The organism is Hyunsoonleella flava (assembly GCF_004310325.1).
GTDB classification, from domain to species: domain Bacteria; phylum Bacteroidota; class Bacteroidia; order Flavobacteriales; family Flavobacteriaceae; genus Jejuia; species Jejuia flava.
This window is the reverse complement of record NZ_SIRT01000001.1, coordinates 693,811-720,263: the sequence shown is the minus strand read 5'-3', so window position 1 is coordinate 720,263 and position 26,453 is coordinate 693,811. Positions and strand designations below refer to the sequence as shown.

The window sequence follows — 26,453 nt, the reverse complement described above, 5'->3', positions numbered from 1 at the left end:
TTAAACGGAATGAAGTTTTATAAAGTCATACATATCTTAACTATTTGCCTGTGCTTACTTGCACTAACTGCTTGTAGAGATACTCAGCAAAAAGAAATGGATTTGGCTGGCGACTGGAACTTTAAAATAGATTCTTTAGATGTTGGAATTCAAGACAATTGGTTTAATATCAATTTAGATGATGTTGTAAAATTACCAGGCTCTATGGCTGAAAATGGTAAAGGAAACGATATTACCGTACATACAAATTGGACAGGTAATATGTGGAATGATAGTTTGTGGTATAAAGATCCAAAGATGAAAAAATACCGCCAAAAAGGAAATGTAAAAATCCCCTTTTGGTTACAACCTGTAAAGGATTACAAAGGTGCTGCTTGGTATCAAAAAACAATAGTTATTCCTGAAGATTGGAATAACCAAAACATCAATTTGCATTTAGAGCGCGTACATTGGGAATCTACAGTTTGGGTGGATGATAAAAAAGTAGGTATGCAAAACAGCTTAGCTACTTCGCATGATTACGATTTAGGCGCTGTACTAAGCCCAGGTGAACATACGATCTCTATCCGAGTGGATAATCGCATAAAAGATATTGATGTTGGTAAAGATGCACATAGTATTTCAGATAATACGCAAAGTAACTGGAATGGCATTGTTGGTGATATTAAACTTAGCGCAGCACCAAAAGTAGCTATCGGAAATGTAAAGTTATACCCCAATGTTTCAAACAAAACCGTAAAAGTGGTCCTTCAAATTGAAAACACTTCAGAAGGAAATATAACGGGACAATTAATGCTTCAAGCTAAAGAGAAATCAACAGACGGCGCTTTAATTGAAACATTAAAACAAGATATTCAAATTGATAAGAATAAAGAGATTGTTTTAGAATATCCTATGGGCGATAATCCAAAACTTTGGGACGAATTTGATCCCAATCTTTATGAAATGCAAATATCTTTAGAGTCTGACGCAGGAGTTGATACAAAAAATATCGATTTTGGAATGCGCGATTTTAAAGCTGATGGAACAATTTTTACTATAAATGAGCGTCCAATATATCTAAGAGGAACGCTAGAATGTGCCATTTTCCCTAAAACTGGATATCCACCAACGGATGTAGATTCTTGGAAACGCATATTCAAAATCATCAAAGCTCATGGTTTAAACCATATACGTTTTCATTCTTGGTGCCCGCCAAAGGCTGCATTTCAAGCTGCCGATGAAATGGGGGTGTATATCCAAGCCGAAGCATCTGCGTGGTTAGCTAATTTAGGCGATGGTAATCCGGTTGATAAATGGTTGTACAAAGAGGGTGAAGCTATTATTGATGCCTACGGTAATCATCCGTCATTTGTTTTAATGACGTACGGAAATGAACCTAGTGGAAAGCACCATAAAGACTATTTAACGAAGTATGTGAATCACTTTAAAAAACTAGATAACAGACGATTATATACAAGTGGAGCAGGATATCCTTATCTGGATAATATGGATTATTACAATCATAGAGGTCCTAGAATACAAGGTTGGAATGAAAACCTAAAAAGTATTATTAACGCCAAAGCACCCCAAACCGAATTTGATTGGAGCAAGTTTATTGATAAAACGCCAATGCCTTATGTAAGCCATGAAATGGGGCAATGGTGCGTGTATCCCAACTTCAAAGAAATGTCAAAATACACAGGTGTTTTAAAGCCAAAAAACTTCGAGATTTTTAAAGAAACCTTAGAAGAAAATGGTATGGGAGAATTGGCAGATGAGTTTCTTATGGCCTCTGGTAAGTTGCAAACGCTATGTTATAAAGCAGATATTGAAGCAGCTTTAAGAACAAAAGGAATGGCAGGATATCAATTACTAGATTTACATGATTTTCCCGGTCAGGGTACAGCCTTAGTAGGTGTTTTAGATGCATTTTGGGATGAAAAAGGCTATGTGTCTCCAGAAGAATTTAGAGCATTTAGTGGAAAAACAGTACCATTAGCACGTTTAAAACAACGCACATTTAAAAATACAGATACATTGTCTGCAACCATTGAAATTGCACACTTCGGAAAAAATGTATTAGAAAATGTTATACCTAAATGGAGTTTAACCAAACCAGACGGAAGTGTTTTTGATGAGGGCAATTTAAATGAAACAACGATTCCTATTGGTAATGGTATTCAACTTGGAAGTATAAAAAAGCCATTAAAATCAATAGATAAGCCTCAAAAACTGACTTTAAGGGTGATGGTTAACGATTTTAAAAACAGTTGGGATATTTGGGTGTATCCTGAAGAAAACCCTGCAATTAAAAGTAAAACTGATTATAGAGTCGCCAATAAGCTAGATGCTAAAACCATGTCTTATTTAAATAATGGTGGAACCGTATTATTGAATATTACCAAAGGCGATATTGCGCCTGAATACGGTGGAGACATTGGCATAGGCTTTTCAAGTATTTTCTGGAATACCTCATGGACCAAAGAGCAAAAACCACATACACTTGGTATTTTGTGTAACCCTGAACATACGGCATTAGCACATTTTCCAACGGAATATCATTCTAATTGGCAATGGTGGGATGCTATGAGCAATTCCAATGTGATCATTTTTGATGAAATGCCAGATTTAAACCCAATAGTTAGGGTGATTGACGATTGGTTTAAAAATAGAAAAACAGCTTTAATTTTTGAAGCTAAAGTTGGTAAAGGAAAACTATTGTTTTCTGGAATAGACCTGCACACTAATATAGATGAAAGATTAGAAGCGCAACAATTATTATATAGCCTTAAAAGTTATGCAGCTAGTGATGCTTTTAATCCGGAAACTACTATAGAAATAGACCAAATAAAGAAATTATTAAAGTATTAATGCACTAATAGTTAGTGTAGCATAAATCATTAGAATATGAAAACTGTAAAAGCCTGGGAAGAAAAAGTAATCATTCCTACTTATGAAGTTGGAACTCCTGAAAAATATCCTGTTTTTTTAGAGAAGCGTGTATATCAAGCTAGTAGTGGTGCTGTGTATCCGCATCCTGTGATAGAAAAAATTAGTGATACTAAAGTAGATAAAGAATGGAATGCCATATTTATTGAAAACGATTACATCAAATTGATGATTTTACCAGCTTTGGGTGGCAGAATTCAAAGAGCGTATGATAAAATTAGAAAGCGCGATTTTGTGTATTATAATCATGTAATTAAACCAGCGCTTGTAGGTTTAACAGGACCGTGGATTTCTGGAGGTATAGAATTTAACTGGCCACAACACCACAGACCAAGTACCTACGATCCAACGGATTTTTATATAGAAGAAAATGAAGATGGTAGTAAAACCGTTTGGGTAAGTGAGTTAGAGCGCATGTTCCGTACTAAAGGTATGGCTGGTTTTACATTGCATCCAGATAAAGCTTACATTGAAATTAAGGCACATTTATATAACAGAACGCCACATCCGCAAACCTTTTTATGGTGGGCAAATCCTGCGGTAGCTGTGAACGATCATTACCAGTCTGTTTTTCCACCAGATGTAAATGCAGTTTTTGATCATGGTAAACGTGATGTATCTGAGTTTCCAATTGCAAAAGGCGAATATTACAAGGTAGATTATTCACCAGGAACCGATATTTCCAGATATAAAAATATTCCTGTACCAACGAGTTATATGGCCATCACATCAAAATATGATTTTGTGGGTGGTTATGAAAATGATTCAAAGGGAGGGTTACTTCATGTTGCAGATCATAATGTATCACCTGGTAAAAAGCAATGGACTTGGGGTAACGGTGAATTTGGAAAAGCATGGGACAGAAATTTAACAGATTCAGACGGTCCATATATCGAGTTAATGTGTGGTGTTTATACCGATAATCAACCTGATTTCTCATGGATGCATCCATACGAAGAGAAGAGCTTTAAGCAATATTTTATGCCATATTATAATGTTGGCGTAGTTAAAAATGCCACTAAAGAAGCATTGGTAAACCTTGAAATGATTGATGGAAAAGCTCAAGTTAAAGTATATGTGACTTCTACTTACAATAATTGTGTAATTACGTTGAAGGCAGATGGAAAGGTGTTGCATAAAGAAGTATTAAACCTTTCTCCAAAAGATGGTTTTGAAAAACGTATCGATATTGGTTCAAACACTTTTGATGATTTACAAATTTCAGTAAACGATAGTTCAGGAAAAGTGCTAGTAGTTTGGGAGCCGGATAAAGATTTGTCTGATGAAATCCCAGAGCCTGCAAAAGCGGCAAAAGCACCTGAAGATATTGACACTATTGAAGGCTTGTATTTAAGAGGGTTGCACTTAGAGCAATATAGGCATGCTACATTTGTGGCAACCGATTATTACGAAGAAGCATTAAAACGTACGCCAAAGGATGTACGTTGCAATAACGCCATGGGGCTTTGGTACATGCGCAAAGGGCAGTTGGAAAAAGCCATTGGATATTTTGACACGGCTATTGAAACGCTTACTAGTCATAACCCTAATCCTTATGATGGTGAGCCCTACTTTAATAAAGGACTAGTTTTAAATTATTTAGGAAAAAAAGAGGAAGCATACGCTAGTTTCTTCAAAGCGTGTTGGAATGCACAATGGCAAGATGCAGGTTATTTCAACTTGGCGCAAATTGATTGCTTTAGAGGGGATTTAGAAAAAGCTTTGGATCTTGTGGATAGAGCATTAATTAAAAACTGGCACAACCATAAAGCGAGACACCTAAAAGTTATTCTATTAAGAAAAACCGGAAAAATTGAAGAAGCAAAGCAACTCATAGAAGATTCTTTAGCTATTGATAAATTCAATTTTGGAGTATTATTCGAGAAGTATATTTTATCTAATGCGCATGAGGATTTGGAAGCATTTAAGAGTATTCTTAGAAACTACGCCCATAACTACATAGAGTTTTCTTTAGATTACGCTATGGCTGGTCAGTTTGATGAAGCTATTTCATTATTAAAAGTACTTACCGATGCTAATGATAGTGTGTATCCAATGGTACATTACTTCATGGGCTGGTATTTCACTCAAAACGGAGATGATGCTAGTGCATTAGCGGCTTATAAAAAAGCATCGCAAATGCCCGACACATACTGTTTTCCAAATAAAATAGAAGAAGTTTTAGCATTACAAGCAGCTTGTAAAGCAAACCCAACCGATGCCAAAGCATATTACTATTTAGGAAATTTTTGGTACGCTAACCGACAGTATACAGAAGCGCAAGACTGTTGGGAAACTTCAGTTAAATTAGATGATGGTTTTGCTATTACGCACCGTAATTTGGCGTTGTTATATTACAACAAAACCAATCAAAAAAAGTTGGCACAACAACACTTAGAAAGAGCGTTTGAGTTGGATAATACAGATGCACGATTGTTGATGGAGTTAGACCAACTATATAAGAAAATTAATGTTTCAATTGATAAACGTTTAGCCTTATTAGAGCAATATATGGATTTGACGAACTCTAGGGATGATTTATACTTAGAGCGTATTGCTTTGTATAATTTGAAAGGCGATTTTGAAAAAGCAAAATCACTTATCGATAAGCGACAATTCCATCCTTGGGAAGGTGGCGAAGGTAAAGTACCTTTTCAATATTTAACGTGCTACACAGAACTTGCTAAGAAATATATCAACATAAAGAATTTTGATGAAGCTATTGATCTGTTGGTACAAGCGAAGACCTATCCACATAATTTAGGAGAAGGAAAGTTGCATGGCACTGTTGAAAATGATATTGATTATTGGTTAGGTTGTGCTTATGAAGGTTTAGGTAATGAGGAAAAAGCTAAAGCATATTTTGAATTAGCTTCTGAAGGATTAAGCGATCCTAGTCCTGCAATTTTTTATAACGACCAACAACCAGATAAGATATTTTATCAAGGTTTGGCTTTACAAAAACTAGGAAGAACAGAGGAAGCACACACAAGATTTGACAATTTGTTGAATTATGGTAAAGCTCACATGAATGATGAGGTTAAACTGGATTATTTTGCTATTTCCTTACCAGATTTATTGATTTGGGAAGAAGACTTGAATGTGATTAATAAAATTCACTGTAACTACATGATTGGTTTGGGGCAATTGGGCAAAGGAAATGATATAGAAGCATCAGATGCCTTACAGAATGTTTTAGATACAAATTTATCACATATTCCAGCTCGTATTCATCAGGCGCTTGTAGGTGTTAAATCGTGATATAAGTAAACCATGAATATACTAACTCCACTCAAAAGTGCTGTATTTGCTGTCCTGATTTGTATCGCTTTTAATGCGTGTGCACAAAGGGCAAACCCTAATATCGTTATCATATATGTTGATGATTTGGGGTATGGTGATATTGGTGTGAATGGCGCCATAGGAGTGGAAACACCACATATTGACAAACTGGCCAGTAATGGACTTAATTTTACCGATGCACATTGTTCAGCTTCAACATGTACACCATCACGATACTCACTATTAACAGGGAGTTATGCCTTTAGAAGAAAAGCACATATTCTTGAAGGTGATGCACCATTGATTATCGATCCAAATATGGGGACATTGCCAAAAATGCTTCAAAAAGCAGGCTATAACACAGGTATAGTTGGTAAATGGCATTTAGGCCTAGGAAATGGAAAAATAGATTGGAATAAAAAAATTCCTTTAGGTCCAGAGGAGGTAGGTTTTGATTATAGTTTTTTAATTCCCGCAACTGGTGATAGAGTACCTTGTGTATTTGTTGAAAATCAAGAAGTGGTAAATCTGGACCCTAACGACCCAATAACGGTAAGTTATGGTACACGAATAGAAGGTTATCCTTGGGGATTTCAGCATCCAGAATTGTTAAAACAACATACGGACCCCTACCATCAAGGTGCGGTAATAAATGGAATTAGCAGAATCGGCTATATGAAAGGTGGAAAAGAAGCACTCTGGGTAGATGAGGAAATTCCTTTTGTATTAAGTGATAAAGCCACAGCGTATATAGATGAAAACAAGGATAATCCGTTCTTCTTGTATTTTTCATTACACGATATTCACCAACCCAGAATTGCCAATATAAAATTTGTGGAGAGCAGTACCATGGGGCCACGTGGAGACGTGATAGCACAAATGGATTGGTGTGTGGGGCAAATTTCAAAAGCATTAGAAAAGCAAGGTTTGTTAGAAAATACCTTGATGATTTTCACGAGTGACAATGGTCCCATTTTAGATGATGGGTATTTAGATTATGCCAGAGAATTGGTAGGCGACCATAAACCTGGTGGTGTGTATAGAGGTAGTAAATACTCTGCTTACGAAGCTGGAACACGAATGCCTACAATTGTGCATTGGCCTAAAGAGGTTAAAGCAGGTACAAGTTCTGCTCTGTTGTCCCAGGTAGATTTGTATGCTTCTTTGGCATCATTAGTCAATCAAAAGATAGCCAAGGATGATGGTGTTGATAGCAAGAATTTTATAGATGCTTGGTTGGGAAAATCAAGTAAAGGACGTGAATTTCTTTTGGAAGAAGCATATACTTACGGCTTGCGAATGGGGAATTGGAAATACATTATGCCCAAAGATAAGCCCGTTCCTAATTGGATTGTTCAAAAATTTGTTGACCCAGGATTTCATCCAGAGCCACAGTTATTCAATTTAGATGAAGACCCTTCAGAATCTAAAAACATGGCAGATGAAAACCCAGAAGTTGTTGCGAAAATGGAAGCGGAATTAAAATCAATTCTTGAAAAATAAATACTTTGAAAAAGTTATTCTACATCGTATCCTTATTATCGATTTTATCTTGTAAAACTCAAGATAAACCAAATATATTATGGATAACTATTGAAGATACATCGCCGCAATTTATTGGTTGTTATGGTAACGAAAGTGCAAGTACTCCAGTTATTGATAAATTGGCGGATGAAGGCATACGTTTTACCAATGCATTCTCCACAGGAACCGTTTGTGCCGCAAGCAGGTCCACTATAATTACAGGTGTTAGAACGTTTAAAATGGGTACAGGGCATCAAAGGAGTCAGTATCCAATTCCAGATGATATCAAAGGCTTTCCTTATTATTTGAAGCAATTAGGGTATTACACTACTAACAATTCTAAAACGGACTATAATATTGCCAACGAAAAAGATTTTATAAAGGAGGCATGGGATGAAAGTTCAAACAAAGCTACTTGGAAGAATAGGGAAAAGGGGCAACCGTTTTTTTCGGTATTCAATTTTGCTGAATCCCATCAGTCGCGAACTATGTCGTGGACGTTTGAGCAGTATGAAAAGCATGTTTGGGATCATTTACCTGAGGAAGATAAAATTGCCGATGATGCTTTTGATATACCACCATTTTATAACGATACGCCAGAAATGCGCAAGCAATTTGCAAGGGTATATAATTCTATCAAACTAACGGATAACAGAATAGGCGAGTTATTGCAGAAGCTTGAAGATGACGGTCTAAAAGATGATACCATAATTTTCTTTTATGCAGATCATGGTGAGGGGATTCCAAGAGCTAAGACTACCGGCATCAATTTGGGATACCGTGTGCCATTTGTAGTTTGGTTTCCTGAGAAATTCAAACATTTGTCTCCTTGGAAGATTGGAAAGTCTACGGAAGACCTTATCAGTTTTGAAGATTTAGGGCCAACGATGATTAGTTTGTTGGGAGGTGAGGTTCCTGACTATATGAACGGCATCAATTTTTTCAGTGACAATTCAAAAGAAAATAATAAACGCCTTTTACTTTCAACCGATAGGGTAGATAATGGCCTAGATTTAGTAAGGAGTGTAACCGACGGACGGTTTTTGTATTCCAGAAACTTTATGCCGTTTGTCCCTGAAGCACGTTACATTCATTACCTTGAAATTGCCGATATCACAAAGCACATGCGTAAGGATTTAAATCATAATAAACTCAACGCATTCCAATCGCGCATTTTTGATGAGCGCCCTTATGAAGTATTGTATGATATTGAAAATGATATTTGGGAAGAACATAATTTAGCAGAGAATCCAAATTATAAATCTGTTTTAGAGGATATGAGACAATTTATGGATAGCACGCTTTTAGCCTCCAAAGATGTGCTATTTATGACAGAATATAGTATGGTAAACATCTCCGAAACACAAAAGGCTTATGCATATCGTTTGGATGATACCAAATATAATTTCAAGGAAATTTATAGAGTGGCATCACTATCAGGTAAAAAAGGAGCAGAGGTTACAAAAACTCAAATAGACTTGCTTAAAAGCAATGACGATATGGTTAGGTATTGGGCAAGTATTGGGTTAATGTCTCAGGATAAATCCCTATTGGAGCCTTATGAAAAAGAGTTAAACGAGGCACTTCAAGATGAATATCCTCCAGTGGCTATCACTATTTCGGCAATGTTGTATAAGAAATTCAAAAGCAAGAGCTCTATAGAGATTTTAGACAATTTTGCTAAAAGTGACAATTGGACTTTGGCTTTAATGTCCATTAACTATATGCTCTATTTTCAGGATAGGGCGCCCTTTGAACCCACAATTGAAGCATTGCTAAAAAACGAAAACCTCAATTGGCACGTAAAAAGCGCTTGCCTTGATTTTATGCAAAGTCAAGAACTTAGAAAAGCTATATAAAATTTAAATACTCAACTGATTAAACCAAATACGATGAGATTATTTCAAACAGTAATTATTGTTGTCGCACTAATATTAAGCGCATGCACCAATCCTAAAATTGAACACATTGATTTATCTGGAGCGTGGCAAGTAAAATTAGATTCCACAAACGTTGGAGCTGATAATAATTGGGCAGCTAATAAATTTGCAGGAACACCAATTAGTTTGCCAGCAACTTTAGATGATGCAGGTTTAGGAACTCCAAATACATTGGAACCCGCCATTAATAATTACGTGATGTCTAATTTAGCAAGAAAGCATCAATATATTGGAAAAGCTTGGTATCAAAAAGAGGTTGAAATTCCTAGTTCTTGGGAGCAACAAACCATCACTTTAAAGTTAGAACGGGTGTTGTGGGAATCGACAGTGTATTTAAATGGTGAAAAAATAGGATCTGCCAATAGTTTAATTGGTAAACATAGTTTTGAGTTGCCAAAAAATATTTCCTCAGGAAAACACTTACTAACTGTAGTTGTTGATAATTCCAACAAATTTCCAAATATTAATGTAGCAGGAAATCGCTATCCAGATAAGGTAAATCAGGATATGGCGCATGCATATACGAATCATACACAAATTAAATGGAATGGTATTCTAGGTGATATGTCACTTGAAGCTTCAGATTCAAACCAGCCAACAAACATTCAGGTGTATCCTAATAAAGATTTAAAAACACTAAAAGTTACTTTTGAACAACCAACAGCCGCAGAAGATAAGGTTGAGGTAGTAATTCAAAAATTAAATGGTGAAGAAGTTTACAATGTGCAACATGCTGTTTCGGCAGCATCAGATAACCTGTTTGAATTAAGCTTAGACAAACCAGACGGTCTTGAATTGTGGGATGAATTTAATCCGAATTTATACACTATCTCTGTTACTACCAATACAGGTAATGTAAGTACAGATTTTGGTTATAAAGTAGTTGGAAATAATAATGGCGACCTTACCTTAAACAACCAACGTATTTTTTTAAGAGGTAATTTAGAGTGTGTTATTTTTCCATTAACAGGGCATCCACCAATGGAAAAAGAAGAATGGGCAACCTTAATAAAACAAGCCAAGGCGTATGGTTTAAATCACCTGCGATTTCACTCTTGGTGCCCACCAAAAGCAGCATTTGAAGCAGCAGATGAAGCTGGGTTTTACTACCTCGTAGAATTACCACATTGGAGTTTAAAAGTTGGTGAAGATGAAAACACAACACAATTTTTAAGAGCTGAAGGTCAAAAAATACTCAAAGATTATGGCAATCACCCTTCGTTTCTTTTTATGGCTTTAGGTAATGAGCTTGAAGGTGATGAAAGCTTGTTAAACAGCATGGTTGCAGAATTAAAAGCAAAAGATGATAGACACATGTATATCACTACAGTTTATTCTTTTCAGCCACACAGGAGAAAATCAACAATGGGGAAAATACCACAACCACAGGACGATTTCTTTATTACGCAGTACACGGACAAAGGATGGGTTCGTGGACAAGGTATTTTTAATGATAAAGCACCTCATTTTAATGCAGATTACTCATCTACCAGCGAGCACATAACAAAGCCTTTAATATCACATGAAATCGGACAATATTCTGTATATCCAGATATGAGTGAAATCGAAAAATATACAGGTGTTTTAGAACCACTAAACTTAATCGCAGTAAGAAACGATTTAGAGAAAAAAGGATTACTCGATTTAGCACCAGATTTTACACATAATTCTGGAAAATTAGCAGCAATTCTTTATAAAGAAGAAATAGAGCGTGCTTTAAAAACGCCGAGTTTTGATGGGTTTCAATTATTACAATTACAAGATTTCCCCGGACAAGGTACGGCATTGGTAGGTTTGCTAAATGCATTTTGGGAATCTAAAGGTGTGATTTCAGCAGAAGAATTTAGTCAGTTTAATAGCGAGTTAGTCCCTCTTTTAAGGTTTGAAAAAGCGGTTTATGAAAACGGTGAAACATTTAAGGCCTTAATTGAGGTATCTAATTTCTTTAAGCCAATGGATAATAAAAATATGTCTTGGACTATTGCAGATGAAGCTGGTAATACTCTTGCGAATTCTAAAATACAGCAAGTAAATTTAGCCATTGGTAATAATACCAATTTAGGAGAAATCACCTTTGAAGTGAATACAGATACTGCTAAGAAATTGAAAGTTGAAGTGAGTTTAGACGGTACAAAATATAAAAACTCATGGAACATTTGGGTGTATCCTAAAAAAGTAGAGTTATCTAAAAAAGACATTATAGTAACATCATCTTATGCTGTTGCAGAACAAGCACTTAGCAAAGGTGGAAAGGTGTTACTAAATTCTGATTTTAAAACGTTAAAAGGTATTGAGGGGCGTTTTGTACCAGTATTTTGGAGTCCTGTTCATTTTCCTAATCAACCTGCAACAATGGGTGTTTTAGTTGATACGGAGCACCCAGCGTTTAATGATTTTCCAACAGATACGCATACTAATTGGCAGTGGTGGGATTTATGTATTAATTCAAAATCTGTTATTACGGACGATTTGGATGTTACGCCGATAGTTAGAGTTATTGATAATTTTGTAACCAATCATCATTTATCAAATATGTTTGAAGCTAAGGTAGGTAATGGTACATTGGTGTTTTCATCAATAGATTTAATATCTAATTTAGATAAAAGACCTGTAGCAAGACAATTACGTCATAGTGTATTGGAATACATGGCTAGTGATGCGTTTTCACCATCTAAAACAGTAACTATTCAAGATTTGAAAGAGATAAAACTGGATAAAAAACAAGGTAAGTTTTCTACTGAAGATATATATAACTAAAGGATGAACAAATATTTACGGTTATATGTCGGAATTGGTGTTCTCTTTTGTGTTTTAGTATGTAGTATTGGCTGTGAAAGTGCACCAAAAAAACGGCCTGTTTATCAAGCCTCTGTTTGGGAAAATCCAGAATGGGAAAATCCAGAAATTTTTCAAATTAATAGAGAGAATCCCAAAGCTACATTTTACAGTTTTCCTAGTATAACAGAAGCACTAGAAGATAAAAATTGGCAAGCATCAGATTTTTACAAATCATTAAATGGCACTTGGCAATTTTATTATACTGATAGTGTGCAAAGCAGACCAGAAGATTTCTATAAGAATGATTTCAGTCTAAAAGGTTGGGATACAATTACAGTCCCTTCCAACTGGGAATTACAGGGCTTTGGGTTGCCTATATACAGCAACATCAAATACGCTTTTCCTAAAAACCCACCTTATATTCCTCATCATATGAACAACGTGGGGAGTTACAAACGTAGTTTTAACTTACATAAAAATTGGGATGAAAAAGAGGTGTATCTACATTTTGCAGGAGTTAGTGGCGCTATGTATGTTTACATCAATGGCGAATTTGTAGGGTATAACGAGGGCAGTAAAACACCAGCAGAATTTAACATTACCGAGTTTATTACTTCTGGTGAAAATCAAATTGCTGTACAAGTGTTACGTTGGTCTGATGCTAGCTATATTGAAGACCAGGATTTTTGGAGAATAAGTGGTATAGAGCGAGACGTGTATTTACGTGCCGAAAACCCTGCATCAATTAAAGATATTAAATTAAATGGTGACTTAAGCAATAACTACACCCAAGGTGAATTCTCGCTAACTGTAGATTTGAAAAACACCTCTAAATCCGACGGTAATAAACGTATTCATGTTGAATTGTTGAATGGGGATACTCAGGTTTTTTCAAAGGATAAAGCGTTAAAAATCCATTCTGGAGAGGAAAAATCTATTGCATTTCAAACAAGTATTCCAAACGTAAAACCATGGACAGCAGAAACACCAAACCTTTATACTGTCTTAATAGCTTTAAAAGATGAAAACGGAAAGGTAGAACAAGCTACAACGCTAAAAACAGGGTTTAGAAATATTACGATAAAGAACAGTCAGTTCTTGGTTAACGGTAAACCAATTCTTTTAAAGGGTGTGAATTTACACGACCATGATGAAAGCAAGGGGCACGTTGTTGACGAAGCATTAACGCTGAAGGATTTAACTATAATGAAGCAGAATAACATCAATGCCATTCGTTGTAGTCATTATCCAAAAAACACTTTTTTCTATGGTTTATGTGATCAATATGGCTTTTATGTGATTGATGAAGCTAACATTGAAACCCATGGTATGGGAACAACAAACCAAGGATTAGATAAAAAGCCAGAGCTTAAAAAAGTACATCCAGCCTACCGCGAAGATTGGAAGCAAGCCCATTTAGATAGAACGATGCGCATGTTTGAACGCGATAAAAACCATCCATCAATCGTCACATGGTCTTTAGGGAACGAAGCAGGAAATGGTGATAACTTTTTTGCAACTTACGATTGGCTAAAAGCAAACGACTCCACACGACCAACACAGTACGAAGGCGCTACCAAATATGAGAATACAGATATTCAAGCACCGATGTACGACCGTATTCCTCAGTTAATCAAATATGCAGAAAACAACCCAAAACGACCACTCATTTTATGCGAGTATTCTCATGCCATGGGAAATAGTCTCGGAAATTTTAAGGATTATTGGCATGTGATTCGAAAATACGATGTATTGCAAGGTGGTTTTATTTGGGATTGGGTAGATCAAGGCTTAGTAGCAGAAACTGAAGATGGCCGAAAATATTGGGGCTATGGTGGTGATTTTAGTGCTGGACACTTGCATCATGATGCTAACTTTTGCTTAAATGGTATTGTAAACCCTGATAGGACGGCACATCCTGGGTTGGAAGAACTTAAAAAGGTATATCAAAATATTCATTTTTCTGAGGCTGATTTTAAATCTGGTGAAGTGAAAATTACTAATGAGTATTTTTTTACTAATTTGAATCATTTTAAAATAGATTGGGAGCTATTTAAAGCAGGTAAAAAAGTAGCATCTGGTAGTTTAGGAGTTTTAGATATAACCCCTGAAACCTCAAAAAAAGTGAAGTTAGATTTACCTGAACTTGATTATAGCGAAAATGAATATGCACTTAATTTTTCAGCTGTAACACATAAGAAATTACCATTACTATCAAAAGGATTTCCTTTAGCTAAGGCACAGTTTATTTCGGGTAAATATTCCCCTAAATTCAAAGAAAATAGTAAAGAAATTATATCAGTTTCAGCAACTGAAAATGACATTGTCTTCAAATCTAAGGCAGTTACAGCTAGTTTTAATAAGGACTCTGGTGAGCTATCCAGTTTAGATTACGGAAACGGAAATATCATTTTAAAAGGAATCACGCCTAATTTTTGGAGAGCAACAACGGATAATGATTTTGGTTTTAACATGCCAAAACATTTCGGTATTTGGAAAAAAGCTACTGAGAATAGTGCGTTGGTTTCTATGGTTTTGAAAGATGAAAAGTCAACTTATGATATAGCATCAATAAAAGAAATAAACAAAAAAGGAAATTCAATTCAACTCTTAGCAAGCTATAAATTACCGGATTATATCGCAACACTACAAATAGCATATCAAATTGATGCGTCAGGGCAAATCACAGTAAAAACTCAATTATTGGACGTTAAAAAGGACTTGCCAAATATGCCTCGCTTTGGAACAAATTTCATTGTTAATAAAGATCTGGATAACGTCAATTGGTATGGTAGAGGCCCTCTAGAAAACTATCAAGATAGAAAAACATCGCAGTTTGTTGGCAATTACAAAGCTTCGGTTTCAGAACTGTATTATCCATACATAAGACCGCAAGAAAACGGATACAGAACCGATATTCGTTGGGTAACATTTACTGATGCTAAAGGACAAGGCATCAAAATAACAGGCCCTAAGTTTTTAAGTTTTAGTGCACACCATCAATACAATTCAGATTTTGATGCAGGTGACACAAAACAACAACGACACACCATAGATATTGTAGAAAGAGACTTAGTCAATATTAATATTGACAATGCACAAATGGGTGTTGGGGGAGATACAAGTTGGTGGACAAGACCTTTGGAGCAATACCAAATTAAGGCGCAAAACCAATCGTTTTCTTATCGTATAATTCCAATTCAATAGCTATAATTCTTATAGATGAGTCGCTTCTCCTTAATATGTATTTTGATGTTAGTTTTTGTTTCTGCATGCAAAACAAAAACAGAAGTTTCAAAAAGCGAACCACCAAACGTTATCATTATTTTAATAGATGATGCTGGTTATGTAGATTTTGGTTTTATGGGAAGCAAAGATTTACAAACACCAAATATTGATGCTTTAGCTAAAAGCGGAGTTGTGTTTACCGATGCACATGTAAGTGCTACAGTTTGCGCACCGTCAAGAGCAGGATTAATCACGGGAAAATACCAACAGCGTTTTGGTTTTGAAGCTAACGGTACAGGAGGAATTGGTTTGAGTGATGATGTAGTTACCATAGCCGATGTCTTTAAAAATAATGGCTACAATACCTATGCTTTGGGAAAATGGCATTTGGGAGAGGACGCTTCAGACCATCCCAACCAACGAGGGTTTGACGAATTCTATGGGTTTTTAGCGGGAAGTCGTTCTTATTTTCCATTAGAAAATCCTTCAAAAGAAAAAATGCTACAGCATAATGGGAAACGTGTTGTCTTTGATGGGTATATGACAGATGTTTTAGGAAATCAATCCGTCACATTTATAGAAGCTTCAAAAGATAAACCGTTTTTTATGTATCTGTCATACAATGCGGTACACACGCCAATGCATGCGAAAGAGCAAGATTTAGAAACCTTTAAAAACCATCCACGTAAAGAATTAGCAGGTATGACGTGGTGTTTGGATGAAAATATTGGTAAACTTTTGAAAACACTTGAAAATACAGGTAAGCGGGATAATACGTTAATCTACTTTTTAAGTGATAATGGAGGCGCTCATAACAATCAATCTTCCACTGGGCCATTAAAAGGCTGGAAGGGCAATAAATTTGAAGGCGGACACCGTGTGCCGTTTCTAGTGAGTTGGCCAAAAATGATTGAAGGCGATAACACTTTTGATGGCTTAACATCTTCCTTGGATATTTTTACAACGTCTTTAAGTGCTGCTGAAATTGAAAAACCAGAAACTTTAGAATTAGATGGTGAAGACTTATTGCCTTATTTAAAAGGAGAAAATCGGGGCAATCCACATGAGACCTTATTTTGGAGAAAATTAGAAGAGTCAGCTGCTAGAATGGGCGATTTAAAACAGGTTCATCTTAATAATTATGGTACTGTGCTATATAATTTAAGTGAAGATTTAGGCGAAACCAATGATCTTTCAGAAACAAATGGAGAAGCATTAGAAACACTTCAGTCACAATACACTAATTGGGAAACACAACTAGTAGCGCCATTATGGGATGAAAGTAAACCTTGGATGGATGTCACCTATCATATTCATAAACAGCTTATGCAAAATAAAGCACCAGAATACAAAGACATTTGGAGTGCTGCCTTTAAAAACCGAAAGCAAGACTAAACACGCTTCCTAACAAAGGAAGGAATGTGTCCTTTTACTTTTTTGTATTGCCTATTAAAGTTTGATAAATTGTTAAATCCAGATAATTCAGCTATTTCAATAATAGGTAAATCTACCTGTTGTTCTAAGAGCCTTGTGGCGTGCTCAACTCGTATTTCATTTAAAAAGGTAACGTACGTTTTGTTAGTTCGTTTTTTAAAATATTTACAAAATGCATTTTTGGTCATATTCGCCTCATTTGCAATAGTTTCTAATGAAATGTCTTTTTGATAGTTAGTCATCGTGTATTCAAAAACATGACGCATACGATTACCCTCGTTATCAGAATAGGTTTTTTCATAGATAAACGTGGAAAGTGTTTCAGATTTAGCAGTAGCAATGCGTTTTAAAATTTCTAAAAGCAAAATAAATCGTTCTAATTTAGAGGCTTTTTTTAGTTTTTTAAAGCATTCAATAATGTCACTTTTATTACTTTTTACAACCAACCCTTTTGTAGATTTCACGAAAAAACGGTTAAGTTCTTTAAATTCACTCAATTCAAAAAACGTATCACCAAAAGAAGATTCAGTAAAAAATAAACTCAACATTTTAGATTCAGTTGCACCGTGTTTATCACTTTTAAAAGCGTGTGGTAAATTACTGCCAATAATAAAAATATCATTTTCTACATAACTAGAAATATGATCACCTACCAGTAGAGTTCCGTTTCCTTTTTCTATAAAACTAATCTGAATTTCATTATGTTGATGCAACTTATCATAAAAAACAGCTTCAATATCTTCTTGATAAATTAATGCGCTATTTTCTGGCTTTGGTATTTTAAAAGGGTGTACTTTCATTAATACAAAAATACTCAAAATATAAGCGTAATTTAAATAAATGGATAATATAATATTAAAAAAGAATAATTTAGTAGTATTGTTGATGGTAATATTTATATAGTTTTATAACTATTAAAAAGAATAAATAAATGAAATCCAATTGGGATGGTGTCATGCCTGCAGTGTTTACATGGTTGAAAGAGTCAAAATCTGGTGCTCTTGAAATTGACTTTGATACAACACAAAAACAGGCCGCAGGTATTTTAAAAACTAAAGGAAAGGGCGGAAGCAGAATGAGCGGACTTGTAGGTTCTGGTACCCTTGGTGAGAATAGCTATTTGAGTAACACACAGCGCCTTTCTTTACTCAAATCCCTTTCTGAGGTTGCTAAAGAATACAATGTTCCGTTAATCAGCGGAGCTTCAGCAGAAACTAAGGAAGAACTTGCCAAAATCATTGAAGGGCTTGCCACAGTGGGAGTTGATACCGTCATGGTTATGCCGCCAAAAACTAAGGAGGTTCCTTCTGAAAAAGAAATGTATGACTATTATGCGCTTTCGGAAGCAACTGCAACAGAAATGGGTATAACAGTGATGCCTTATAATAATCCTGACGCAGCTGGTTATCATTCGCTTTCAACTGATCTTCTTTTAAGACTTTCTGAGCTTCCTAAAGTAACAGCGCTTAAAATATCGACTATAGATGTTTCAATTATTGAAACGCTGATGTTAGAGAACAAAGATTTAAAAGTTTTGGCAGGAGTAGATACAGTCACTGTTCATGCAGGACTTGCTGGAGCATGTGGTGGGATTACAGGTGTAGGTTGTATCTTCCCAAAAGCAAGTGTTACCATGCAAGAGTATGTTTCAAATGGGGAATGGGCTAAAGCAAACAAAATTTCTCAGGCTTTAAATTCCATATCGTATCTGGATGCTCAACCACTGCTTTTGGAATATCTTAAACTTGCTATGGGAATTCATCATAATGATGTTGCTGGAGGGCTGCGAACCTATGGTAAGCAATTAACCAAGCAGCAAATTGATGATGTACATGCGAGATATATTCTAGCAAAAGAAAGACTTGAAGTCCTGGACTTAGTAACTTGATGCTTTCAAATATTTAAAAATAAGAAAGCTTCGTTTTTACAAAAGGTAAAATGAATACTTTATAACACGTTTCTCATAATTCTAGAAATGGTTGTGAGAAAAAGTTTTTATTTTAAGGTGTTGATGGCAAAAACACCTAGTATCAAAAAAGTAGGTTACAAACGAGTAAATTAAAAAAAACATTAAAAAATAAGTAACGATGACAACTGGAAAAAACTATATCGGGCAAACGCTTAAAGCCGCAGGAAATAGTACTTATAAAACTGTAAACCCTAAACTAAATATTGAGAATCCAACATCGTTTTTTGATGCTACGGAAGCTGAAGTAAATGAGGCTGTAAACTTAGCTTGGGATGCTTTTAAAGTATACAGAAAAGTATCAGGAGAAAAACGTGCTGCTTTTTTAAACGCTATAGCCGATGAAATTTTAGCATTAGATCAAGAATTGATTGATATGTATACGATGGAATCTGGCTTACCTGAAGGAAGAGCTAATGGAGAGCGTGGTAGAACCATTTTTCAGTTGCGTTCTTTTGCAGAGTTAATTCAGAACGAAGATTGGCGCGATAATGTTTTTGATGCAGCGCAACCAGACAGAGAACCCTTACCCAAAGCAGATTTAAGAAAAACATCTATTCCCTTAGGGCCTGTAGTGGTGTTAGGAGCTAGTAATTTTCCTTTGGCATTCTCAACAGCTGGAGGTGATACGGCAAGTGCTTTAGCAGCAGGTTGTCCTGTAATAGTCAAGTCGCATCCTATGCATTCGGGTACAGGTGAGTTGGTAGCGAGCGCAGTTATTAAAGCAGCAAAAGATACTGGTATGCCAAACGGTGTATTTTCAAATTTAAATGGTAATGGTGTTGACGTTGGAACAGCTTTAGTAAAACATCCAAAAGTTAAAGCAGTTGGCTTTACGGGAAGTGTTGGAGGTGGTAGGGCTTTATTCAATCTGGCGGCACAACGCGATGAACCCATTCCAGTTTTCGCCGAAATGGGAAGTATAAACCCTGTAATTATTACACCTAAGGCTATTGAAAATAGATCCGAAGCTTTAGCATCACAGTATGCGGGTTCGATTACTTTAGGTACAGGTCAGTTTTGTACAAATCCTGGATTACTTTTAACGATTGATGGTGATAAAACACAAGATTTTATAAATGATTTAGCGGATAAAACTGTAGCTATTGAAGCGCAATGCATGTTGCATCCAAAAATTAAAGCAGGTTATGTATCTCATGGAGAAACGGTGTCTTCTCAAAGTGGCGCAGAGACTGTTGCTAAAATTGAAGATGAAGTTGCACCAAATTACGCACCATCTCAAATTGTAAGTGTTTCAGGAAAAGACTTTTTAGAAAATCCAAAAATGCAACAAGAAGTATTTGGACCATTTTCATTGGTAGTAAAAGCAAAAGATGAATCAGAATTAATCGATATCATCAACGGTTTGGAAGGTCAGCTAACAGGAACCATTATTGCAGAAGAAAATGAATATGCGCAACTTCATGACATTGTAGATGCACTTGAGGATAGAGTAGGGCGCCTAATTTTTAACGGTGTGCCAACAGGTGTTGAAGTATGTCCATCCATGCAACATGGTGGACCATATCCCGCATCAACAGATTCTAGGTTTACAGCTGTTGGAACAAACTCTATTAAACGTTGGGTGCGTCCAGTAAGTTACCAGTCTTTTCCAAAGGAATTATTGCCAAAAGCTATAAAATGATGCGCTAAATTTTAATAAAAATGGCAAGAAACACTTTTGTTTGTATAGATGGGCATACCTGCGGAAATCCAGTTCGTGTTATAAAACACGGCGGACCTGAATTGATAGGTGCCAACATGAGTGAAAAACGCCAGCATTTTTTGAAGGAATTCGATTGGATTCGTAAAGGCTTAATGTTTGAACCTCGTGGGCATGATATGATGAGTGGCAGTATTTTATACCCACCGCATAACCCCGAAAACGATTTTGCAATTTTATTTATTGAAACTTCTGGATGTTTACCCATGTGTGGCCATGGCACTATTGGTACTATAACTATTGCTATTGAAGAAGGCTTGATACAGCCCAAAACACCTGGGAAAATTAGAATGGAAGCACCAGCAGGTTTAGTGGAAATTGAATATCAAAAAACTGGTGATAAAGTAGATTGGGTACGACTGACCAATGTAAAAAGCTATTTAGCAGGCGCAGGTTTAACCATAGAATGTCCAGAGCTAGGTGAGTTAATATTTGATGTGGCCTACGGTGGTAATTTTTATGCTATTATCGACCCGCAAAAAAACTTCTCAGGTGTTCAGGATTTCTCAGCAAGTAAACTGATTCAATATTCACAAGTATTAAGGCAAGCTATTAATCAAAAATATCCTGATCGATTTATTCATCCAGAAGATGATACGATTCGAAATGTGTCTCATTTATTATGGACAGGCACACCATTGGATCCAAAATCCTCTGGCCGAAACGCTGTATTCTATGGCGATAAAGCTATTGATAGAAGTCCTTGTGGTACAGGAACATCTGCAAGAATGGCACAACTTTATGCCAAAGGAAAATTAAAGATTGGAGAAAAATTTATTCATGAGAGTTTTATAGGAAGTAAATTTATTGGGCGTGTAACTGCAGAAACTTCTATCTCGGGTAAACCAGCGATTATTCCAAGTATTCAAGGTTGGGCAAAAATTTATGGGTATAACACCATAATTATTGATGATGAAGACGATCCCTATGCACATGGTTTTCAAGTAATTTAATTTTGGTATGAGTAAGCATGTAATCATTATTGGTGGTGGAATTATTGGGTTGTGTTCCGCTTATTATCTTCAAAAAGAAGGTCATCAGGTTACTGTTGTTGATAAATCCAATATGGATTCAGGAGCATCTTATGTAAATGCAGGTTACATCACGCCTAGTCATTTCATTGCTTTAGCTGCTCCGGGAATGTTATCAAAAGGTGTTAAATGGATGTTCAATCCTAAGAGTCCACTTTACATAAAACCAAGATTCGATGTGGATTTTATGAAATGGGCTTGGGCTTTTAAAAAATCGGCTATAGCTTCAAAAGTAGAACAATCAATTAAACCTTTACTAGATATTAATTTGTTAAGTAGAGATTTATATGAGGATTTAAAAAAGTCCAAAGACTTCAACTTTCATTATGAAAAAAAAGGACTTTTAATGTGCTACAAAACCGATAAGGTAGGCGAAGAAGAGTGGGAAGTTGGTAAACGTGGTATAGAAGAGGGATTGAAGGTTGAGCATTTATCAGCCGAAGCAGTTTCAAAATTAGAACCTGATGTAGACTTAAATATTAGAGGCGCTGTTTACTATCATTCTGATGCACATATGACACCAAATAATTTCATGCAAGATATGCTATTGTTTTTAAAAAAAAATGGCGTATCAATTTTAAAAAACGAAACTGTTGTTGATGTTACGATGACTAGTCAAACCATTTCAAAAGTTATAACAGACAAACAACAATTAGAGTGTGATGAAGTCGTTTTAGCAGCAGGCAGTTGGAGTCCACAACTTAATAATAAATTGGGTTTAAAGCTATTGCTCCAAGCGGGAAAAGGGTATAGTATTAACGTAAAAAGTAATACTAAAATTACTATCCCTTCAATTTTATGTGAAGCAAAAGTTGCAGTTACACCAATGGATGGGTTTACACGTTTTGCAGGGACTATGGAATTAGCAGGCGTAAATCATAAAATAAATCCTGTACGTGTAAATGCTATAGCAGATGCGAGCACCTCGTATTATAATAATATCAATATCACTTCCAAAGAAAAATTAGAAGCTAAATGTGGTTTGCGTCCATGTAGCCCTGACGGATTGCCCTATATTGGAAGATCTTCAAAATGTAAAAACCTTACTATCGCAACAGGTCATGCTATGATGGGATGGAGTTTAGGGCCAGCGACTGGGAAACTGGTTTCAGACTTTATCTCAGAAAAGAAAACAACGCTCGATGTTACTGCTTTTCATCCCGATAGAGAGTATTAACTTCGAAAAAGTCATATTTCTGTTTCATTAATATATTCTAGGTAAATCAGACATACATAAAATTGAGTGATTTTGTATATGTTATGTGTGGCTCTTAATTTATTTTTTTTATTTAAAATGTAATTAATCGCTGGTAAACACCTTCAAGAAGATGTAAAACTAAAATTCAGACTGTTATCATTGATTATTCAAACAAAAGCACTAGTGGTTTCAAACTGTATAGCCTAAGACAGGTTTTGCTTTAATAAAGTAGTTTTGTCTATGTTTAGGGCAGTATCTTTTATGTTTTTAAGGTGTTTATAGTTTAGTTTTATATTCCAAATTAAACTTAAGACATTATGAAAAAGAAAACTACCCAAAGGCTGTTGTTCTTCGGTCTATTTCTTGTGGTATCTTTATATATACTCAAAGTTAATTTTAAGCAAAATTCGGAAGTTTTAGAATATGATTATGGTGCAGACCATGAGCATTATGAAGAAGAAACTCCAGAAGAAATAGCTTATGAAATGGCTATGGATGCACTAGCTTTACCAAAGTCGTTTAATTTTCAGAATTTAAAGGGTGATGCTTTAGAAGCATACAACACTTGGTTTATAAATGCAGAAAAAGCAGGTTTTCAATTTAGTACTACAGAGGAATTAGAAACTTATTTTAAAACGGCTAAACAAAATATGACCATGCCGCCTCCAGAAAAGTACTTCTATGCAAATAGTACCCTTTCAGGAACATGGGATCAGAAGTATCTTAATATGTCATCTACAACTGCCCCAGGATATAGTGAAGGTGGTTTTAGGACCGATGGTTCTTTATACGATCCTGTTAATGAGGAAATGTACATTGTATCTTTCGCTGGGCATATCTACAAAATTGATGAAAGTGCATCTGTAAAATGGTCACTTAGAAACCATACCAAAAGTTTTGAAGGTGATAAATTTAATGGCGTAAATCTGCCCGACGGGTCTTTTAGATTGCTTAATCAAAAAAGCAATGGCAGTATGGAGTTTTCGGATGATGAAGGCAGAACATGGATCGATGCCAATGGCGCTTTTTTTGAAGGTAGTGCAAATTACACCACGGTAGTAACGAAGCAAAATACATCAAAACGCATAGTAGCACATGGTGCTAGACGAAATACGGCTGATGGTAACGCCTGGTACGACTATGTTTATATTTCCACAGATTATGGATTAAATTATACTACTTCTGCACTTAGTTTTAAAAGCAACACTTTTGATGTTGAAATACTAAAACCTCACGGCAGCAGAGATGTATATCTCTTTGCAAGGCGTGCGAGTGATTCTAAACTATATGTATATAGAATGGGAGAAAACGATACTGATTTCTCTTTAATTCATGAGCCTACGACTACTGTTGGAGCGCTTGATTCTGTTCTAGGGACTACGGTATCTGGAACTACGCATTTTTATATCAGTTACGGTAATACTACAATCTTTTATTCAGGTGATGAAGGTGCTACTTGGACACAGAGTGTTACTTCAAGTGACACAGGAAGAAATATTGCAGAAGTGCATCCAACACAACCTAATATTGTCTTTAAGGGGTTTGTTGAATTATGGATTTCAACAGACTATGGAGTTACTTGGACAAGAAATCAGCACGTTTTGAGCAATAATGATATCTATGTTTGGGATTTACAACATTTCAAAACCTATGACAAAGAAGATGGTACATTTTTCACCATATCGGGATACGATTTTGGAACTTATTATTCTACATCGCCAGAAGATTGGAATTCTTGGGTAAGTGTGAGTAGAGGTAACCCGACAACAATGTGTTATGATGCTGAAACAAGTGAGAAATACAATATTGTTTATACAGGAAATCAGGACAGAGGCTCCCAAAGCTTTTCAGGTGATAATGACTATGATAAAACCATACCTATACCCGCAGCGAGAGAGGCAAATACGGATGTTTTGAGAGTAACGATAGCCAATGGGGGTGAATCTGCTTGGTATTGGTATTATTTCGGCACTATAGGTAGAAGTGATGTTACCGATGGAGGTAATTTTAGCACAGTAACCCGAACAGATTTTTATGGGAATTGGGCAGCTACTAGTTTAGTTCCATCTCCCATTGATAGTGAAGATGCCGTTTATATCCCATGGGGAAATGCATTGCAAAAAATTATTTACAATGGAAGTGATGTGGTTAGAGAAATTCACCCATTTCAGTTTAGTGGACCTATTTCTAGTTTTGGCTATTCAAAATTAAACACAAATAGATGGTATGTTGGGTTAAAGTCTGGTCAATTGATGTATTCAACAGATGGAGGTAGCTCATTTACTGCTTCAAGTGTTTCAGGTGGATCTTGGCCTCAACAAGATGATTCACATAGAAAACGAAGACAGGTTATAGCTACCAGCCCAATAGATGAAGCCACGGTGTACTATGCTGGGAAAGGAAATAACTTTTTAATATCCGTAGATGGCGGGCAAACATTTACAAGTCATAACAGTGGATTGACTGTGGAACGCATTACGGAGCTAGACGCCTCCCCAAATGGACAATATGTTTTTGCTTCTTGCGAATTCGATGGTGCTTGGGTGTATTCAGTACAGCAAGACCAATGGTTTAAAATGGAAGGATTAGATGTTCCAGACGCAGTAGGTTATACAGATGTACAATTTATTGAATCTGAAAATGCAGTAAGATTTGCCACTTATGGTAGTGGGGTTTTAGATTTTGTTTTAGATCAGGATTTTTCTGAGATTTATGTGGCTCCCGATAATTTTACCATTGAAACCATTGATGAAACTTGTCAAGGTAAGAACGGACAAATAAAGATTGATACAAAATTCAGGCATAATTATAATGTAACTATTGGAGGCACTGAATATACGTTTAACGAGCTTTTAAATCTTCCAAATTTAGATCCAGGTACTTATGATGTATGTATAGGAATTACAAATACAACATATCAATACTGTGTTAGTCTTAAAATTGAAGCTTCAGACCTGTTGACTGGAAAATTTGTTTCTGGAAAACAAGGTGCTGTGGCCGTTGAAATCGAAACAGGTACTGCACCTTATAAAGTGTTTGTAAACAATAAACAAGTTCTAGAAACTTATGATACATCGTTTAACATTGTTGCAAATGATGGTGATGTAATTAATATTGAATCTAAAGCAACTTGCGAAGGAAAATTAACTAAGGTTTTGGATGCATCAGGAAGTTTAAAAGCGTTTCCAAATCCTGTCGTAGATCGGTTTGAATTGCATATCCCTGAAACCACAAAAACCAATGTAAATTTAGAACTTTACTCCATATCTTCAGGTCTGGTGGCCAAAAAGCAATATCCTGTTGTAGGAGGTAAGGTAAATGTGGAGATGGAGGCATATCCATCGGGTATTTACTTTATACGAGTATCAGATTCTAAAACCCCGAAAACTCTAAAAATTGTGAAGCAATAAAAGAAAAA

13 protein-coding genes are annotated in these 26,453 nt (G+C 35.8%); 12 read left to right on the top strand and 1 reads right to left on the bottom strand.

The window, feature by feature from the left end:
* The first annotated feature begins 9 nt into the window (after window positions 1-9).
* Genes EYD45_RS02975 through EYD45_RS02945 form a run of 7 tightly spaced genes read left to right on the top strand, consistent with a single transcriptional unit; the run spans window position 10 to window position 17,078 of the window.
* Window positions 10-2,853, top strand: a complete 2,844-nt coding sequence (locus EYD45_RS02975; RefSeq protein ID WP_130962849.1) for a glycoside hydrolase family 2 protein — start codon at window positions 10-12, stop codon at window positions 2,851-2,853.
* Between the two features lie 36 nt (window positions 2,854-2,889).
* Window positions 2,890-6,192, top strand: a complete 3,303-nt coding sequence (locus EYD45_RS02970; RefSeq protein ID WP_130962848.1) for a DUF5107 domain-containing protein — start codon at window positions 2,890-2,892, stop codon at window positions 6,190-6,192.
* 12 nt (window positions 6,193-6,204) lie between these two features.
* Entirely contained in the window at window positions 6,205-7,716 is a 1,512-nt protein-coding gene (locus tag EYD45_RS02965) for a sulfatase family protein (protein WP_130962847.1), read from the top strand.
* 5 nt (window positions 7,717-7,721) lie between these two features.
* Window positions 7,722-9,596, top strand: a complete 1,875-nt coding sequence (locus EYD45_RS02960; protein ID WP_207303282.1) for a sulfatase family protein — start codon at window positions 7,722-7,724, stop codon at window positions 9,594-9,596.
* 33 nt (window positions 9,597-9,629) lie between these two features.
* The gene (locus EYD45_RS02955; RefSeq protein WP_130962846.1) at window positions 9,630-12,434 is read left to right on the top strand and encodes a sugar-binding domain-containing protein; all 2,805 of its coding nucleotides are present in this window, start codon (window positions 9,630-9,632) and stop codon (window positions 12,432-12,434) included.
* Between the two features lie 3 nt (window positions 12,435-12,437).
* The gene (locus EYD45_RS02950; protein ID WP_130962845.1) at window positions 12,438-15,662 is read left to right on the top strand and encodes a glycoside hydrolase family 2 TIM barrel-domain containing protein; all 3,225 of its coding nucleotides are present in this window, start codon (window positions 12,438-12,440) and stop codon (window positions 15,660-15,662) included.
* Between the two features lie 45 nt (window positions 15,663-15,707).
* Window positions 15,708-17,078 (top strand): sulfatase-like hydrolase/transferase, encoded by a 1,371-nt coding sequence (locus EYD45_RS02945; protein WP_207303281.1) that lies wholly within the window; start codon window positions 15,708-15,710, stop codon window positions 17,076-17,078.
* Here EYD45_RS02945 and EYD45_RS02940 read toward each other — a convergent pair.
* Window positions 17,075-17,935 (bottom strand): AraC family transcriptional regulator, encoded by an 861-nt coding sequence (locus EYD45_RS02940; protein ID WP_317127922.1) that lies wholly within the window; start codon window positions 17,933-17,935, stop codon window positions 17,075-17,077. The genes EYD45_RS02945 and EYD45_RS02940 overlap by 4 nt on opposite strands.
* A 113-nt stretch (window positions 17,936-18,048) precedes the next feature.
* Between EYD45_RS02940 and EYD45_RS02935 the strand changes: the two genes are divergently transcribed.
* The 5 genes from EYD45_RS02935 to EYD45_RS02915 all read left to right on the top strand — a co-directional run bounded on the left by EYD45_RS02935 (window position 18,049) and on the right by EYD45_RS02915 (window position 26,445).
* On the top strand, window positions 18,049-19,005 hold the full coding sequence (locus tag EYD45_RS02935; RefSeq protein ID WP_130962842.1) for a dihydrodipicolinate synthase family protein: 957 nt from the start codon (window positions 18,049-18,051) through the stop codon (window positions 19,003-19,005).
* Between the two features lie 199 nt (window positions 19,006-19,204).
* Window positions 19,205-20,728, top strand: a complete 1,524-nt coding sequence (locus EYD45_RS02930; protein WP_130962841.1) for an aldehyde dehydrogenase (NADP(+)) — start codon at window positions 19,205-19,207, stop codon at window positions 20,726-20,728.
* A 20-nt stretch (window positions 20,729-20,748) separates the two neighbouring features.
* Entirely contained in the window at window positions 20,749-21,759 is a 1,011-nt protein-coding gene (locus tag EYD45_RS02925) for a 4-hydroxyproline epimerase (protein ID WP_130962840.1), read from the top strand.
* 7 nt (window positions 21,760-21,766) lie between these two features.
* Entirely contained in the window at window positions 21,767-23,014 is a 1,248-nt protein-coding gene (locus tag EYD45_RS02920) for an NAD(P)/FAD-dependent oxidoreductase (protein ID WP_130962839.1), read from the top strand.
* 338 nt (window positions 23,015-23,352) lie between these two features.
* A complete protein-coding gene (locus EYD45_RS02915; RefSeq protein ID WP_130962838.1) occupies window positions 23,353-26,445 on the top strand; it encodes a T9SS type A sorting domain-containing protein in 3,093 nt (1,030 codons plus the stop codon).
* Window positions 26,446-26,453: the final 8 nt, after the last annotated feature.